The 15,755-nt window shown below is 46.4% G+C and carries 14 protein-coding genes; 3 read left to right on the plus strand and 11 right to left on the minus strand.

Features of this window, described 5'->3' with window-relative positions; translation table 11 throughout:
* Nucleotides 1–18: 18 nt before the first annotated feature.
* The 7 genes from FMS18_RS05855 to FMS18_RS05885 all read right to left on the minus strand — a co-directional run bounded on the left by FMS18_RS05855 (nt 19) and on the right by FMS18_RS05885 (nt 8,013).
* Nucleotides 19–1,233, minus strand: a complete 1,215-nt coding sequence (locus FMS18_RS05855; RefSeq protein ID WP_163292815.1) for a TIGR04372 family glycosyltransferase — start codon at nt 1,231–1,233, stop codon at nt 19–21.
* Nucleotides 1,234–1,527: 294 nt separating this feature from the next.
* Nucleotides 1,528–2,238, minus strand: coding sequence for a class I SAM-dependent methyltransferase (locus FMS18_RS05860; RefSeq protein ID WP_163292816.1), 711 nt, complete (start codon nt 2,236–2,238; stop codon nt 1,528–1,530).
* A 1,482-nt stretch (nt 2,239–3,720) separates the two neighbouring features.
* The gene (locus FMS18_RS05865) at nt 3,721–4,815 is read right to left on the minus strand and encodes a DegT/DnrJ/EryC1/StrS aminotransferase family protein (RefSeq protein ID WP_163292817.1); all 1,095 of its coding nucleotides are present in this window, start codon (nt 4,813–4,815) and stop codon (nt 3,721–3,723) included.
* On the minus strand, nt 4,802–5,224 hold the full coding sequence (locus tag FMS18_RS05870) for an FdtA/QdtA family cupin domain-containing protein (RefSeq protein ID WP_163292818.1): 423 nt from the start codon (nt 5,222–5,224) through the stop codon (nt 4,802–4,804). The genes FMS18_RS05865 and FMS18_RS05870 overlap by 14 nt, the downstream gene beginning before the upstream one ends.
* Complete coding sequence (locus FMS18_RS05875; protein ID WP_163292819.1) at nt 5,221–5,976, minus strand: glycosyltransferase family 2 protein; 756 nt, start codon at nt 5,974–5,976, stop codon at nt 5,221–5,223. The genes FMS18_RS05870 and FMS18_RS05875 overlap by 4 nt, the downstream gene beginning before the upstream one ends.
* 98 nt (nt 5,977–6,074) lie before the next feature.
* On the minus strand, nt 6,075–7,055 hold the full coding sequence (gene fliM / locus FMS18_RS05880; protein ID WP_163292820.1) for a flagellar motor switch protein FliM: 981 nt from the start codon (nt 7,053–7,055) through the stop codon (nt 6,075–6,077).
* Nucleotides 7,056–7,182: 127 nt separating this feature from the next.
* Nucleotides 7,183–8,013, minus strand: a complete 831-nt coding sequence (locus tag FMS18_RS05885; protein WP_163292821.1) for a M15 family metallopeptidase — start codon at nt 8,011–8,013, stop codon at nt 7,183–7,185.
* Nucleotides 8,014–8,284: 271 nt separating this feature from the next.
* On the opposite strand from FMS18_RS05885, the gene FMS18_RS05890 reads away from it, so the two are divergent.
* Nucleotides 8,285–10,312: a methyl-accepting chemotaxis protein gene (locus tag FMS18_RS05890; protein WP_163292822.1), complete on the plus strand. Its 2,028-nt coding sequence runs from the start codon at nt 8,285–8,287 to the stop codon at nt 10,310–10,312.
* A gap of 85 nt (nt 10,313–10,397) precedes the next feature.
* Here the strand turns inward: FMS18_RS05890 and FMS18_RS05895 are convergent, their stop codons facing one another.
* The gene (locus tag FMS18_RS05895) at nt 10,398–10,784 is read right to left on the minus strand and encodes a MucR family transcriptional regulator (RefSeq protein ID WP_163292823.1); all 387 of its coding nucleotides are present in this window, start codon (nt 10,782–10,784) and stop codon (nt 10,398–10,400) included.
* Nucleotides 10,785–11,216: 432 nt separating this feature from the next.
* Between FMS18_RS05895 and FMS18_RS05900 the strand changes: the two genes are divergently transcribed.
* Nucleotides 11,217–11,504 carry a hypothetical protein gene (locus FMS18_RS05900; protein WP_163292824.1) on the plus strand — a complete coding sequence of 96 codons (288 nt, stop codon included), beginning with the start codon at nt 11,217–11,219 and terminating at the stop codon, nt 11,502–11,504.
* A gap of 131 nt (nt 11,505–11,635) precedes the next feature.
* A complete protein-coding gene (locus FMS18_RS05905) occupies nt 11,636–12,892 on the plus strand; it encodes a response regulator (protein ID WP_163292825.1) in 1,257 nt (418 codons plus the stop codon).
* A gap of 74 nt (nt 12,893–12,966) precedes the next feature.
* On the opposite strand, the gene FMS18_RS05910 is transcribed toward FMS18_RS05905, so the two are convergent.
* From FMS18_RS05910 to FMS18_RS05920, 3 genes are all read right to left on the minus strand, one after another.
* Complete coding sequence (locus FMS18_RS05910) at nt 12,967–13,200, minus strand: hypothetical protein (protein ID WP_163292826.1); 234 nt, start codon at nt 13,198–13,200, stop codon at nt 12,967–12,969.
* 18 nt (nt 13,201–13,218) lie between these two features.
* Nucleotides 13,219–13,689 carry an HAD family hydrolase gene (locus FMS18_RS05915; protein WP_163292827.1) on the minus strand — a complete coding sequence of 157 codons (471 nt, stop codon included), beginning with the start codon at nt 13,687–13,689 and terminating at the stop codon, nt 13,219–13,221.
* A 107-nt stretch (nt 13,690–13,796) separates the two neighbouring features.
* Nucleotides 13,797–15,560 (minus strand): N-acetylmuramoyl-L-alanine amidase, encoded by a 1,764-nt coding sequence (locus FMS18_RS05920; RefSeq protein WP_163292828.1) that lies wholly within the window; start codon nt 15,558–15,560, stop codon nt 13,797–13,799.
* Nucleotides 15,561–15,755: the final 195 nt, after the last annotated feature.

Consider the following 15,755-nt stretch of genomic DNA (forward strand, 5'->3'; position numbering starts at 1 on the left):
TATCCTTAAAGTGGGTTGTTATTTGAGAAACCATGGGTTTCGCATGCAAAAACTGTGACATATTTGGCTTTGCGGCGGAAAGGGAAGCTGCCGGATAATGGATTCGTTTACCAGTTTATGAAATATGTCCTGAAACGAATCTTCTTGCTCCCGGACATTGTGATTGTTTACCAAGTCGTAAACTTCTTTGACCAAATCGAGTATCTCCTCAGGAGTATTGTCTAAAAACTGGACAGTGCTCTGGTTCTCCATGTCAACGCACCAGTCAAGGTCGGCTATCTTCATCTTGATGCAATCTTTAAAGGAAATCATGGCATTATTTTGTATTGATTTGAATTTTTTGAATATAAAAATTCTATTTTTATTTAGGAATGCGCCGGGGATATTGTAGATGGGGTAATTTACCATACCTATTATTTTATGGAAAAAGATGGGGAGTAGATTGACCCCGGTATCTGCGGCTATGCAGAAAAGGCTTTTGGCGCTCAAATAGACATCCATGAATTCGCTGCGGTGGTATGAAGCGTAATCAACTATCCGTGTACCGGAGGTGGAGAGTTTTTTTTCTACCACGGCTCCCATGCGTATGCTAGTGATCCCTTTGGCAGCCAGCCATTTCATGGAGGGAATGTAAGTGTCGATATCCATATCTCTATAGTCATGATATGAATAATGTTTGTTGAGCAGATGTTTCAGATATGCCGAGTCCCGGCCCCAGAAGCAGACAAAGGGTTTGTGTGGATCAACGCCCATCCGCTGCATTTCTGCTTGTGCGTGTTTTTCTTCTTCTTCTGTAAATTTAAAGTCCCAAGGGAAATGCATATACCTTGCTTTGGTCTGTTGCATGTATTCTATACCATCTTCACCTTGATTGTTTTCGGATATATCTAATGTAAATTTATGTAGGCCCTTGTATTGGAGGGCTGTTTTGTATGCATCCTTAGTCCAGAAGCTGAATTGTACGTATGTTCTCCACCAGTCAAGAATATAGCTGTTGGCCACGGAATCTTGGGCCACTCCGAAAATAAGAGTGTTCGCAAGTTTTCCTTCTTCATTGATTTTAGCTACATACTCGGCAATATTGCCGACCTGATGCCCTATCCTGTCCGTTCTGGTCTTAACAAGTATGACATCAAGTATTTCGTACAACGATTCGGCAATGCAGAAAAAATTCAGTATGAGTTTTGTGTAATCTTCAGTCGTGAATTGTATTTTACGGCAGAATTCTAACAAATCTGCTTTGGCAACATTGCATACATAATCCCTACTGAGTGTTAAGTTGCGGTTACATGCGGGGCATTGTGTTTCCCAGGCGACCGCTCCTTTGTATTTTCCGTTGAGGATCTTGAATAGGGAGAGAGGGGAAGTGACTGCCGGGCGTAAGGAGGTTTCGAAAAAATGGTCACATTCCGAGCACCTGAACCTGAAAACGGGAAGACCCTTTACGGCCTTGTCAATAATCAGTCTGAGAGGTTGAGCGTGCATTGGGTTTATTGACATAAAAATTGTTTCCTTTATTTGCCTGGATTACTTGGGAGTGAAAACGCCGATAATGGTGTCACAGAGTTTTTGTTTTGCCAATGTCTCTGCATATGTCTTGGAAAGGGGAGGGGTATCAAGAAAAGACCAGTGGTTTTGTCCGCCTTTATCGCCTTTTGCCAGCCAGAATAAATGGTTTGCAAGCGGGTACCTTTGGAATTGAATCATTTTCAGAGTTCTGTATCCGGCTTTTTCGGCAAGTTTTTTCAGCGTGCTTTCATTGAACATATATAAGTGGCAGCTCCAATATGTGAATTTGGAGAATGCTTCGTTTTCATAAAGGGATAGAAGAGCATCATCTGCGCTAGGTACTTCAATTACCAAAGTTTTGGGGCTTCTCTCTGATTTAAAAAAATATTGATGAAGTTTTTCAAGTTCCCGGAAGGGATCAGGCATGTGTTCTAGAACGTGGAAAAGGGTGATTACATCAAATTTATTTGATGATGGAAGGGAAGACAGTTCGGGAAAAACATTAAGGCGTTTTTTTTCGCAACGTTTGAGCATGGCGTTTTCCGGTTCTATGCCGGTAATGCTTTTTGCAGTGTCTTGAGCCCGTAATATAAAATCACCTTGACCACATCCGATATCGAGAACTCTTTGATTATGGATCAGTTTCTTCCACTGAGCAAAGCGGCGTTCCGTGTCTTTGGAACTTTGTTGATCGGCCTGTTTCGCGGTTCCCGGTTGGTTTTCATGCATCTGTCCGTTTTTATAAAACGCTTTATGGATATGCGAAAACGAGGACAGTTGAACCAGCCCGCACTCAGTACATTCAAGAGGTAGCAGATTTTGGTCATCCCGTGCATGTCCGGGGCGAACTATATATTTCTGTCCTTGGCATAAATGGCACTGGAATACTAATTGTTCATGTGTTTTTTGCATATTGAAAGGATTATTAAGGGAGAACATCTATCCTGTCTAGTTGTGCGCAATCATTTCCGGTGTGGTGGGGGGCGCAGATTGATTGAGAGTCTCCAGTTTTTGGAGAAATACTGGGAAGCCTTTCTCGTAGTGGCAACTGTGTTGGTTATGCTTGCACAGAATCATTCTTCTCTTACTCTACTTTCGGAGTTGTAGATCATGCAGCAACTCCCCTTGATCTTTGACATTGGTCCTTGTTTAAGCCGTAAATATAGAATGCTTGTTTGAGGACTTCAGTCATCATGACTTGGCATAACTGCTCTGCAACCTGTTTGTTTTCCAGCAGATTTGCCGCAGTCAGAGTCAATGTCCGTTGAGGAGACGTTACGTTGCATTCGGGTCCTTCCTTTTTTATCGTACTGCTGCATGGTAATAACAGAATACCAAGGAAGAGAGGACCCTTCAACAAAATATTTATTTTATTTCAATGTGTTGACTGTTGCTTAGGCTGTAAAAGTTTCTCCGAAAGTCGAGTCTAATTATTTGAATACGAAAGGGCTCCACAAAGTAATCCTAAGTGAGCAAGAAAGGATTCATAAAATATATTGTTATATTAACTTCTATAGCAGTGAACGCTTTCAAAAAAGAGTCGCCCAGCTTTCACCGATGAAACTCTGGGAAAAACTGGCCGCTTAAATCTTCTTAATGGGGTCCTATAAAACTGTCTACCTGACGGGGAGACCCCATTGGGAGTCTTCTTTTTGGTTCTGATGCTTAGGAACAATAGAATATTAAGGATGAAAGAATCCTTTGCTTGGATATCCATTTTACTTTTTCTTGTGTTAAATCCTAAAAAGACATCTTCTTTGGGAAATATTGACGCAGTAGGACGTTTGTATTTACATTCTGAGCTCTTTGCATTGGGGCTGAGGGGCGCAAAAAATCTTTTGTTTGCAATTTAACTTGCAATTCCTCATATCCAAAACAATTTTTCCGCGATCAAATTTAAATGAGCTTACGGATTTTAAAGATACATCCTTAAAAAGAGTAATAAACATTTCATTAATCATTGATCTAACTATAAATCGTTTTGAAATAAACTTCCTTACTGTGAGGAAATGTTTGTTTTCATATAGTGAGAAGTTTAACTCTACCAATTTGAGTAGCTCTGAAGTGTAAAGTGCTATAGCTCACAGGAACTGTCCCTCCGTTGTTGGGGGGGCTTGGTCGCAAAACAAAAAGTTTACTGTGGGCTTAATTTTTTCAAATACACTCCCACCTGGTCAGGTGGGAGTGTTAAACTTTACATTACAATCAACATTAAAAGAAGTCCTTCACGACTTCTACAACCCGCTGAGCATCTTCTTCAATCATGTGCGGTCCTATGGGCAGGGAAAGCACTTCACTGTGGATTGCTTCACTGATGGGCAGAGAAAGACCGGCCATCTCCTTGTACGCACCCTGTTTGTGAGGGGGGATAGGATAATGGATGGACGCTTCGATTTTGTTGTCAGCAAGATGTTTGATCAGCCCGTCGCGGTCCTTGCAGCGCACAACGAAAAGGTGCCAGACAGACTGCACGTCTTCGGAAATAGCCGGAAGCACCAGCGGTGTGTCCTTGAGTCCTTCAAGGTAGATCCCGGCAACGGTCTTGCGGGTCCAGTTCCAGATATCCAGCTTGTCCAGCTTCACGCGCAGGAAAGCGGCCTGCATTTCATCAAGCCTGCTGTTGAATCCTTTGCAATCGTGGACATATTTTTCAGTTGAACCGTAGTTGGCGAGTTTGCGCACCCGTTCGGCTATCTTGTCGTCCATGGTGGTCACCGCGCCGCCGTCACCGAATGCTCCGAGATTTTTGCCGGGGTAGAAGCTGAAGGCCGCAGCGTGACCGAGTGTGCCGGACATGCCCCCTTTGTAAACCGCGCCGTGAGCCTGAGCCGCGTCAGTGACTACGAACAGGGAATTCTTTTCAGCAAATGCCATGATCGGGTCCATGTCTGCGGGCTGACCGTAGAGGTGAACCGGAATAATGGCCTTGGTGGCCGGGGTCAGTGCTGCTTCCAGTTTTGCCGGGTCCATGTTGTAGGTGGCTTCTACTGGCTCCACCGGGACGATGTTCGCTCCGGTGCGGGTTACCGCCAGCCAAGTGGCGATAAAGGTGTTGGAAGGCACCAGTACATCATCACCGGGGCCGACTTCGGCAGCACGCAGGACCAGCTCAATGGCTTCCAGTCCGTTGCCGCAGCCGATGCAATGTTTTGCTCCGGTGTAGAGTCCGAATTCGTGTTCAAAGGCCTTTACTTCATCGCCGAGTATGAACCAGCCCGATTCGAGAACCCGTTTAGCTGCTGCGTCCATTTTGGGGGCCAGTGCCTGGTAAGTCCAGCCGACATCGAGGAATTTAATCTGTTTCATTTTCTTTCACCGCCTTCATGAAATCATCATAGCTGTAGTAATAATCGCTCGGATCGTAATATTCCGAGGCCAGCACCAGACATACGGAACCGGAGGAGAAGTTTTCAAGTTCACGCCAGGTCATGGTCGGGATGTATAGTCCGTAATAAGACCTGTTCAGGGAGAACTTGGTCTTGGTTTTTCCGTCATCCAGAACCACGTCAAAACTACCGGAAGCAGCAATGATATACTGCCTGAGATGCTTGTGGGCGTGTCCTCCACGGGTTTCACCGCCGGGAACGTCATATAGATAGTACACCCTTTTGATATCAAAAGGAATATGGCGACTGTTTTCTATAAAAGTAAGGTTGCCCCTGTTGTCCAGAATTTTGGGCAGCTCAATAATTTGCGGTACGTCTTCTTTGATCATTTTCTGTCCTTCATTTCCAGTTCAACCAGCCGGATATATTTCTGAAATGTATAGAAAAAGCCGTGCACTGCGACTATGAATCCGGCCCGTCCGTCAAGGAACCCTGCCTTGAGTATATACTGTTTGAAAAATTTGCCAAATCCGTGGCCCAGCGCTGAGCCGAGCGAACTCCGTTTGCCGCGCGAATAAAGGTCTTCGGCAGCATCCTGAGTGTAGATGTTGATTTTATCCAGATGCTGGGAAAAGTTTTCGTAGGGGTAATGGATGATGTCCCCTGAAATTTCTCCGGCCTTGTTTTTGGGGCGCAGTTCTTCGTGGGGCCTGATACCGCCGATGGTGATCCTGTCCCGTTTGTAGATGCGAAAAAGTTTGTCCGGGTACCACCCGCTGTGCATAATGAAACGGTCCAGATACCATGAACGGCGCGGGCAATAGTAGCCGTCAACATCATCCGGGCCTTGTAGCTTAGCGGCGATGGATTCGCGCAGTTCCAGAGAGATTATTTCATCCTGATCAATGGTCACCACCCATGGGGTCGTGATTTGAGTCAGGGCGAATTTGTGCTGTTCAATGGCCCCGTTCCAATTGTTGTGGACGATGCGGGCATTGTATTTGCGTGCGATTTCAAGGGTCGCGTCCGTGGACCCGGAATCGATGAGCAGTATCTCGTCGCAGAAAGAGAGGCTTTGCAGACACTCATCGAGTAGCCTTGCTCCATTATATGTGAGTACCAGTCCGGTGATTTGGTTCATTTGCGCCTTTTATTTTCAGAGAATAAAAAAATGCATCAGGTCAACCTACGGATTGTAGGCAGGCCCACGGCGCGAGTCAAGATTTGATGCGCTTAACTTTAAGTCATTTTTGGTTCGATTGCATGGGCAATCTGAAAGGCACGGTTGGCCTTAACCCGTCCGGGAGACCCGAGATATTTGAGTACGCCGCCCACCTCGCATTCAAGCATATCTTCCTCATCAGTATCCAGCAACAGGAGATCGCCTTCTTCAAGGTTAAGCAACTGACGGCCGGTAATTTTGGTTTTGCCGAGGCGAACCAGCAAATCAATGGGGGTTTCCAGTAATCTTTCTTTAAAACGGCTGACCCAGACGTGGTCGATTTCCAGACGTTCGGACTGGAAGGAAGCGTGCAGCTTGGAACGAATGGGTTCCAGCGTGGAGTAGGGCAGACAGACGATGAGTGAACCGATGGCGTTTTCCAGTTCAACTTCAAAGGTGATGACCACAACAACGTCCGAAGGCGGTACGATTGCCGCGAACTGCGGGTTAACCTCGGAACGGACCAGCTCGAGGTGAACTTCGTGTACCGGACGCCACGAGTCTTCAAGGTTTGAGAGGGCGATTTTTACTACTCGGTCTACAATGGCCTGTTCAATAGGTGTGAAGTCACGGCCTTCGACTTTGGGCTGGGAGCCTGAGCCGCCGAAAAAGCTTTCCACCAGTGCGAAAACCAGTCGGGAGTCTACAACGAGGATGGCATTACCGCGCAAGGGGTCCATTTTAAAGATGGAAAGTGATGTCGGAACAGGCAGGGAACGCATAAAGTCCCCGAACTTGGACATATCGATGGAAATGGGGTTGATGTCCACCCTTTTGCGCATGGTGTTGGCAAGGTTGTTGGTAGCCAGACGCGCGAAACGGTCATTGACGATTTCAAGAACGGGCATACGACCGCGGATAATGCGGTCCTGGTTGGCAAGGTCAAAGGAAACAACACCGGAATCATCATCCGGTATGTCCTGCTCCGCTTCAACCTCTCCGCCGGAAAGGCCTCTTAATAGAGCATCAACCTCATCCTGTTGCAGAATTTTACTCATGCTTTAAAACCCGTGTCAGTTATCGTTGGTACATCAATGTCTAAACAATTAGCCATTTTTGCCCGCAAAGTAAACGCGCAAGCCGATATGTATTGTATGTATCGTCCTAAAAAATAAAAATCTTTAGCTAAACTTTAATATGCCACGGTTCGAAGCGTACCCCGAGCAGGTTGTTTTCCGGGTAGCGCAGTTGCAGGTAGCCGTGCTCGCGCAGCTTTACACAAGTTTCTGTTTCGGCAAAACGGGCACTGAAATTAGCGGCTCCAAGTCCTTTTTCCCCCACATCGAAATCACCCACCCCGTGATAGGAATAGCCCGGAGGAGCCAGAGAGCGCGAAGCAAGGGAAAGGTTTCCACCATTAGATTCGGCCTTGGCAAGGAAAAGGATGAATTGTTTAACCACGCCGCGTACCCCGGAGGTCAGGTAAACCTTGCGACCCAGCTCTTTGCGGATTTTAAGATATTTTTTGTGCGGTTCTCCCCGGTAGAGAAAATTTCCGGTGCGCGGAATTTTAATCAGTTCTTTGCGGGAGATGGCTGCGGTTAGTTTGTCTACTGGTTTGTCGCCGAAAAAACCGTAATCATGGGCATCAAAATGAAAGGTCTTGTCCAGAAATGCAAGTTCCTGCTTGGTAAACCTGCCGATTGAAGAGTAGTTGCGCGCAAATTTCAGGGCATCATCAAAGCTGAGTACACAAAAATTGCCGAACCCCACAGTGCGTTGAACCCGGCGTAATCTTCTCAGGGATGATTTAAGCAGGGTGAGTTCCTTTTTGTTCAGAATCAGGTCACCGGGTTGCGGCTTATCGAAATTAGCCATGCGGTGCAGGTAATCCTTAAGATCCTTCTCTTTTGCTGCCCGGGCAATTTCCTGCGCCCCGGCATAGCTGGAGAATCCGCACAGCCAAGCGGAGGCGGATAAGGAGCATATGGATTTCAGGAATGTTCTTCTGTTCATAAAGATGCGTCTGCCCGGATCAGGTTTAGTACAGCAGGTTCATCTATTTCTATAAAACAGAAATCGAGTTGTGAAAAGGTTTAGGTCAATGTCACTATATGGGAATATTGCTATTTACTTTGAATTATGCCACATCCCGCAATGTGAAGGAATAACAATAATAAACAGGGAGCAAGTTATGAATAGGTTAAAACGTTAACGGTGGGTCTCGGTTTGTGTAGCTGTATTTTTTGGCAGTGCAGGTCGGGACGGAACCAACAGGAGAGGGATTGTGTCCATTAGTGCCAAAAACAAGATTGTTTTCAGTGTTTTTGCGTTTTTTACAGTGGTCGTTATTGTGATGACCGGAATTTCCTACCAGAGCTTTAGTTTGTCATCTCACAAAGCTGAACTTGATGAGCTGGATACCGTCTCCCGGGCAGTAGGCAAGGCTGTAGGGGAAAAGACCGATATTTATTTCAATGCTCTTGAGCTGGCTGCACGGATGTTCAACGGCGTGCCGAACTTATCCGGCGATGAGCTACTAACTTACCGAATCAATCTTTCCAAACAGCTAAAAGAGCAGACCAGAGCCGGCGAGGCTTATTTTTGTTTTTCTGATGGCAGTACATATACTGCCGGTCGAGAAGGGATAATCCCCAATTTTAAAGTCAAAGCAAAGCAACGTGAGTGGTACAAACGGTTATTCGGTGGGGAAAAAAGGATAATTACCACTCCTTATACTTCTTCCATCGGTGCAATTGTTATGGCTGCCGGTGTTCCCATTATGAAAGACGGGAGGATGCAAGCAACTTTGTGCATCAACCTCGGACTGACTGATATTACCGAATTTGCTAACAGCGTACTGGATCACAAAAATATATTTCTGACTCGTGCTGACGGCTACATTATGGCCAACCGGGATAAAGAGCTTATCGGTAAAAGTCTTTGGGAAAGCATACCTGAACTTGAAAAGTATCGCGACCAGACTTCAAACGGTAGGGTTAAGTTTTCTCTTGACGGCAAATCTTACGAAGGAAGTCTCTATATTATTGAAGGGTTGAACTGGAAAGTCTGGACCTATGAAGAACTGGACGTAATTAATCAGGATTCCACTGCCAACCTGCAACAGAATGCTATTGTTGCTGTTCTTGCTCTCATTCTGGCTGCTTTGATGCTTAATTTTCTTGCTTCTTCACTAATCTTCAAGCCGCTCGGCAAGGGTGTTGAGTTTGCGGCAGCCGTGGCAGGCGGTGATCTGGATAAGACCCTTGATGTTCAACAGAATGATGAGGTGGGGGTATTGGCCGAAGCCCTGCGGACCATGGTCGGCAAGCTTAAGGACATGATTCGTGATACTGAAGAGAAAAGTGCACTTGCCGAGCAGGAAGCAGAGCGAGCGCGCAAGGCTATGGCGGAAGCTGAAGAAGCGCGTGAACAGGCTGACCGGGCTACGAGGGAAGGAATTCTTCAGGCTGCATCCCAGATTGAAGGTGTGGTGGATCGTATTGCCTCCGGCACTGAAGAACTTGCAGCACAGGCTGATGAGATTAATAACTCTACAGAGGTCCAGCGGGAGCGTATGACCGAGACCGCAACCAGTATGGAGCAGATGAACGCGTCTGTTTTAGAAGTGGCCCGTAATTCCGGTGATGCCGCCTCCAATGCCATGAGTACGCAAGAAGCTGCGGACAAGGGAACTAATCTGGTCAATAAGGTTATTGAGTCGGTCAGTAATGTTCAGCAGCAGACTCAGGCCATGAAAGCCGACCTCACTTCTTTGGGAGAACAGGCGGACAGCATCGGCGCGATTATGGATGTGATTAATGATATTGCCGACCAGACCAATCTGCTGGCTTTGAACGCTGCTATTGAGGCGGCCCGTGCGGGTGAGGCCGGACGCGGATTTGCCGTTGTTGCCGATGAGGTCCGAAAGTTGGCGGAAAAAACAATCGGGGCAACTCAGCAGGTTGGGGAAAGTATTTCTTCCATTCAGGCAGCTGCCCGCAAGAATATTAAATCCATGGATCATGCGGCCGGGTCAGTTGATGAGACTACTGAATTGGCTGCAAATTCCGGTGAAGTTCTGGAAAATATCTTGAACTATGCCCAGGAGAATGCTGAGCAGGTTCAGTCTATTGCAACTGCGGCAGAAGAGCAGTCTGCAGCATCTGAAGAGATTAATCAGGCTGTGGAGGAGGTTTCCAGAATATCTGCCGAAACCTCAGAGAGTATGGCCCAGTCCGCCATTGCCATTGAAGAATTGGCGGAAATGACCAGCGAATTAAGTAAGATTGTGGATCAGTTGAAGCAGTCTTAATCTGAACAACTGCTGAAAAATAAAGCGCGGTAAGCCTGTTGACTTACCGCGCTTTTCTAACAATGGAAATGTGCTTTGAAAAACTCTATTTACCGCGCTTGGTCCAGAGTTTCATTTCCTTCATTTTTTTACGGCGTTCGCGCTGCAAAGATTTGCAGACCAGCGGGGTCTTTTTCTTGAGGCCGTATTTTTCGCGGTATTCATCAGGGGTCAGACCGTGGGAAGCAAGGTGCTTCTTGGTGATGATCTTAAAGGATTTACCACATTCACAGCAGACAATGGATTTTTCCTTAATGGATTTTTTTGGCTCACATGCGGGAGCTTCTTCCTGCGCGGGGAGGGAGTTTTCGGCAATAGCCTGAATTCCGGCAGAGAGTTTGCGGACCATGGAAGTCATCTCTTCTTCACTCATGGTTCTTACGCTTGCTTGTGCTTTGACAATTTCCAAAGCTTCTTTCAGATAATCTTCCACTTGGAATCTCCTTTCAGGATTATTTTTTCACTAACTTGGCGTTGGAAGCATTATGGATAAAGTACTTTGTAGTAGCTGTCAAATACATTAGATAGAATTTTACAGAGATTTTAATTGATTTATAAAAGATGCATGAGTGCAAGTAATGTTTTTCAGTCCAATTTATTGTTTTACAGTCAAAAAGTATGTTTAAAACAGATAAATTTCGAAAAAAGAAAAAAATACCGAATGTTATTTTTCAAAACATAGTTTAGCTAAGAGTGTTTCAAGAAATGCGTATGGATGAGCATAGGTGCTCACCCGCAAGGTTGAGAGTTGAATTTGCAGTAATTGTGCTGCGGGTGTACCCCGGACGAAGATTAACTAATGTTAAGCCCTGTCGGGCTGTATTAACCTGTTTCCGGCTTTGCCCGCCGGGGGACGATTGTTGTTTTGAATAAATTTCTGCGCGCAGCATTTTGTTTTTTCATTTTACCATTGCTTTGCTCCGGGTGTCTCTGGGGGACGGCCGCTGTGGTCGGTGTGGCTGTGTTGGGAGCTAACGTCAATGAATTTCAGGAATCACAAAAGCCGCGCAATGCCACCCAAGCTCTTGATGAGCATCTTGAACAAAAGCGTAAAGAAGACGAAGCAATTTCCCGCAGCAGTGAATTTCCGCCGGACCCGATAGATTCGGAAGAGATCATAGAGTTCTATTCGAACCCGGTTATGGAGAAGTGAGGGGCTTGATCGCGGATATTTTTCAAATTTTATAATCCACTCGCAATGATTTGACTTGCCTTAATCTTTTTCCAAAGTGTATCTTGCTCCTACTCGTCTATCTTAATTAAAACGAAATTAAAGGGGGCAGCATGTCCGGCCAGACAGCGAAAAATACCGTACTTGTGGTTGAAAACAGCAACACTCAGGCAAGAATAATTACCGAGCATATAGAATCCATTACACCTTTTGATACCATGGTGGTCAACTCCATGGATGAGCTTGAAAGCAAGCTTGAGAATGATGGCGATGATGTTTTTATCGCAGTTCTGAACCTGAACATCAAAGGTGCCCCGGACGGGGAAGCTGTGGATTACGTCCTTTCCCGGAAGATTCCCTGTATCGTTCTCACCTCCACTTTTGATGAAGAAATCCGCAACCGTTTTATCGAGAAAAGCGTGCTGGACTATTTCAATAAATCCAGGCGTGAAGACCTTGAGGAAATGGTTGACCTGATCCATCGCATACATTCCAATCATGAAATCAAAGTGGTTGTAGCCGAGGACAACTCCACGGCCCGTAAAATTATGCAAATGTTGCTGGAGCGGCTTAACTTTACCGTTTTGGCCGGGAATGATGGTGCAGAAGCTCTCGAGCTGATCAAGGCCAACCCGGATGTGAAGCTGCTGCTTACCGACTATGAAATGCCTAATCTGGACGGTTTTGAGTTGGTCAGCGAGGTGCGTAAAACCCATAGCCGCGATCAGTTGGCAATACTTGGTGTTTCGGCCCATGATTCCGGAGCTATCACCGCTAAATTCCTTAAGCGCGGGGCCAATGATTTTCTTAAAAAACCTTTTGAGGTGGAAGAATTTTCATGGCGGGTTACCAATAATCTTAACGAGCTTGAGCGTATCCGTTCCATCAAGGACGCATACAGCCGTGACCCCCTGACCGGTTTTTCCAATCTCAATTTTTTCCTTGATAAGGGCCGTGACCTTTTTGAAGAATCCACTAAAAAAGGCAATACACCTGTTGTTGCAGCCTTTAGCGTGGACAATATGCTTGAAATCAACAGCCAATACGGCTGGGACGGCGGTTTTGCGGCCATGAAAAAGGCTTCTTCCCTGTTGGACCAACATTCTCTCGGCTGGATGCTGACCGCACGCAGTGATTGCGGTTTCTATATCCTTGCCGACGACCTTGAAGTATTGAAGCGTGATCTTGGTGCGGTTAAAGCGGCTCTTGCCAGCTCGCAGATTGTGTCCGGTCAGGACAGGTTTATGGTCAGCGCGTCTTTTACCATCAGCAAAGAGTCCGGTGCAAATCTTGATGCGAGCCTGACCAAGGCCGCACTGGTTTTGAAGAATATTCAAGGTAAGGGTGTGAATGCATTTAGTTTTGCTTAAAGTTGATTTGTAAAAAAGGCCCGTAATCTTTTTTATATGATTACGGGCCCTTTCTATTGTTAGGCTGATTGTGGTTATTTATTGGTCTTTGTTCCCGAATAAGTGAACGCCTTTTTGTCCATGGTCCAGTAAGTTCCCCTGTCTATGCCGAATGCTTTACCACAGGGGCAGTATACTTTGCCGTCACGTTCATCGGCGTTCCATATCTTCTTGATCCGGTCTTTATGGCAGCGATGAACCTCTCCCTGACCTATTTTGTAATATTTCCACAGTTTGCGTCTGCAAGCAGAGCATTTTAAAATTAACATGGTTCAATTCTATTTTGATTAATTTCGCAGAGTCGTAAGCAGACGCACGGGATGGGTAAATAGGCCTAGCGCACTGGAGATATCTGTTGCCACCAGATCAGCGGAACGTGCGGCTTTCATGGACATGCATTCGGCCCCGGAGATGATGATGCCGAGCGCGGCCTGTCTGAGCATGAGCATGTCGTTGCGGCCATTGCCGATGCAGGCGCATTTATCAGGACCAAGGACGTTCAAGTACTCAAGCTTGGATTGATCTTCGGGACTGCCGCCGATGATATGGATTTTGACGGGCAGGCCGGAAAGTTCCTCTTCACATTGGCCCAGCGTATCGGCAGTGAGTACGTGAATCTGCACGTCTTCAGCAAGCTCCAGAAGCAGCTTGCCCACGCCGGGCAGCAGGTTGCCGTCAAGGGCGAGGGTTCCGTTGTAATCCAGAACAATGTGCTCGATTTCAAGCTTGGCGAATCCGGGAATGTCGAGGCTGATCATAATTTTTCCTGCAAACTAAGAGCGAAGCTTAATAAAAGTTTTTGGGATTCTTAAACCCTTTTTACAAAAAGGGTTTAAGGCCCCCGGCAGGGTCGCCGAAGGCATCTTTATAGACTGGCGTACCTTTCAATCTGCTTCTTGTATTCCAATACACCTTTTACGATGCCGTCGGCAATATAAGAAAGATAGCGGTCGGTCTTAAGTCGTTTGGCTTCAGTGCGGTTGGTCAGATAACCCAGCTCGATAAGCACGGAAGGCATCTTCGCACCCATAAGCACGTAGAAAGGAGCTTCGCGTACACCCTGATCTTTTACCGACCATTTTCTGCGGATATTCTTCAGTGATCCTGTATGGATATTTTTAGCCAGATCCTTGCTTTCCTTCATCTTGGAATTGAGCATCAGATCGGTAAGAATGACCTGCAAATCACTGATTCGCTTGGCTGAGACCGCGTTTTCACGGGCAGCTACACGGACCGCGTTACGGTTGCGGGCAAGGTTCAAGGTATAGGTTTCAATGCCGTTGATCCTTGAACTGCGGTGCGCGTTGCAGTGGATGGAAATAAACATGTCAGCCTTCTTGATGTTGGCCATGGCGGTCCGTTCTTCAAGAGGGATGAACTTATCCTTGGTCCGGGTGTACATGACTGTGAACCCGGCTTTCTTGAGTTTTGCGGCAAGTATTTTGGCAAAACGCAGGTTGATGTTCTTTTCTTTCAGTCCGTTGGCAGATGCTCCGGGGTCTTTTCCGCCGTGACCGGGATCAAGCATGATGGTTTTGAAAGTCAGGCCCAGCTGTTCCAGCAGTTCTCCGGCCATTTTTTTGCTGTTTGCCGGGGGGGTGTATTTTTGAGGTTTGGATTTCCTGGGTGTGGAATGGCGGACCGGACTTTTGTTTTCCACCACTTTTCCTTCTTCGGGTGCCTGAACGTCAACAACCAGCCTGAAGGGATTTTCCAGTGGGAAAATTTTGTAATCCTGCATGGCATTGAAATCGAGCACCACGCGGGTGGTCCGGGGGTCACGCTGGGCGGATCGAATATCTTTGAGAATGCCGTCCGCAACATGGGTTGCCTTGTGTACTCCGTTGCCCAGAACAGTGTTCTCAAGGTCGATATAAAGCCTGTGCGGGCGGTTTACACTCTGGTTCGGATTCAGAATCTGATAGCGGTAACGCACCTCTTCGTCGAGGTCGAGAACCACACGGGTGTAGCTGTCACTGCTGGTATAGCGCACTGAAAGAAGCTTGGCCTTACTTGACGATTTTCTACTGCTTTTTGTAGATGCCTTTTTAGCCGGGATAATGGTTCCGGAAGGCTTTTTATGTTTTGTCTTTTTCCCTGAAATACCTTTCCGGTCCATGGAGTCCAGTCGTTTGCGGGCCTTGGAATACATATCCGACTTGGCATAGCGGTGTACGATGGTCAGGTAGTCAGAATAGGCAAGGTCTTTTTCGTGCAGTTTACGTAATCTGATCTCTGCACGGCGGTAGATGCTGTCGTCCGTCCACTGGTGGGAGGGAAAGTTGGATATCATGCGCCCGTAGTAATCAACCGAAGTGCGGAAATCTTTTTTCATGCCGCTGCGGTTGCCCAGTTCCTCGTAGGTTCTGCCTAAATAGTAAAGGGATTTAGGGGCGTAAGTTCCTCGAGTGGACCTTTTAAATACATTGCGGAATTTTTTACCGACTTTTTCCCATTCGGAACGGTACTGAGATTTTTTTTTGTTTTTGGAAAGAGCGTGGAATTGCTTCCATGCAATAGTGAAATCATCTTTTATACTCGCCCCGAATGCGCTGGCAGGTATGACTGAAACAAGCAGTCCTGCAAGGAAAAGGGCCATGATCAGATTTGGAATAAAAAATTTGCGCATTTTTTTAGGTCGAATATCTTTATATTAAATGTTTTTGCCCAATGAAACAGCAGTAAAAATACAGGCAATTGTTCTAAAAAAAGTTTAGATGTTTTCTTTAATAAGCTCGCACGCCCGAAAAATCAACTTCTATGTTATATGTTAGGGGCGATGGTTCGATTTTAGTACTCCGGGCCGCGAGAACAGTATATGAAT

Source organism: Desulfovibrio sp. JC022, assembly GCF_010470665.1.
GTDB lineage: Bacteria > Desulfobacterota > Desulfovibrionia > Desulfovibrionales > Desulfovibrionaceae > Maridesulfovibrio.

Coding starts and splice junctions, on each gene's coding strand:
- FMS18_RS05910 (WP_163292826.1), bottom strand. CDS start 13,200: ATGTTAATTTTAAAATGCTCTGCTTGCAGACGCAAACTGTGGAAATAT.
- FMS18_RS05885 (WP_163292821.1), bottom strand. CDS start 8,013: ATGAACAGAAGAACATTCCTGAAATCCATATGCTCCTTATCCGCCTCC.
- FMS18_RS05905 (WP_163292825.1), top strand. CDS start 11,636: ATGTCCGGCCAGACAGCGAAAAATACCGTACTTGTGGTTGAAAACAGC.
- FMS18_RS05915 (WP_163292827.1), bottom strand. CDS start 13,689: ATGATCAGCCTCGACATTCCCGGATTCGCCAAGCTTGAAATCGAGCAC.
- FMS18_RS05860 (WP_163292816.1), bottom strand. CDS start 2,238: ATGCATGAAAACCAACCGGGAACCGCGAAACAGGCCGATCAACAAAGT.
- FMS18_RS05875 (WP_163292819.1), bottom strand. CDS start 5,976: ATGAACCAAATCACCGGACTGGTACTCACATATAATGGAGCAAGGCTA.
- FMS18_RS05920 (WP_163292828.1), bottom strand. CDS start 15,560: ATGCGCAAATTTTTTATTCCAAATCTGATCATGGCCCTTTTCCTTGCA.
- FMS18_RS05865 (WP_163292817.1), bottom strand. CDS start 4,815: ATGAAACAGATTAAATTCCTCGATGTCGGCTGGACTTACCAGGCACTG.
- FMS18_RS05870 (WP_163292818.1), bottom strand. CDS start 5,224: ATGATCAAAGAAGACGTACCGCAAATTATTGAGCTGCCCAAAATTCTG.
- fliM (WP_163292820.1), bottom strand. CDS start 7,055: ATGAGTAAAATTCTGCAACAGGATGAGGTTGATGCTCTATTAAGAGGC.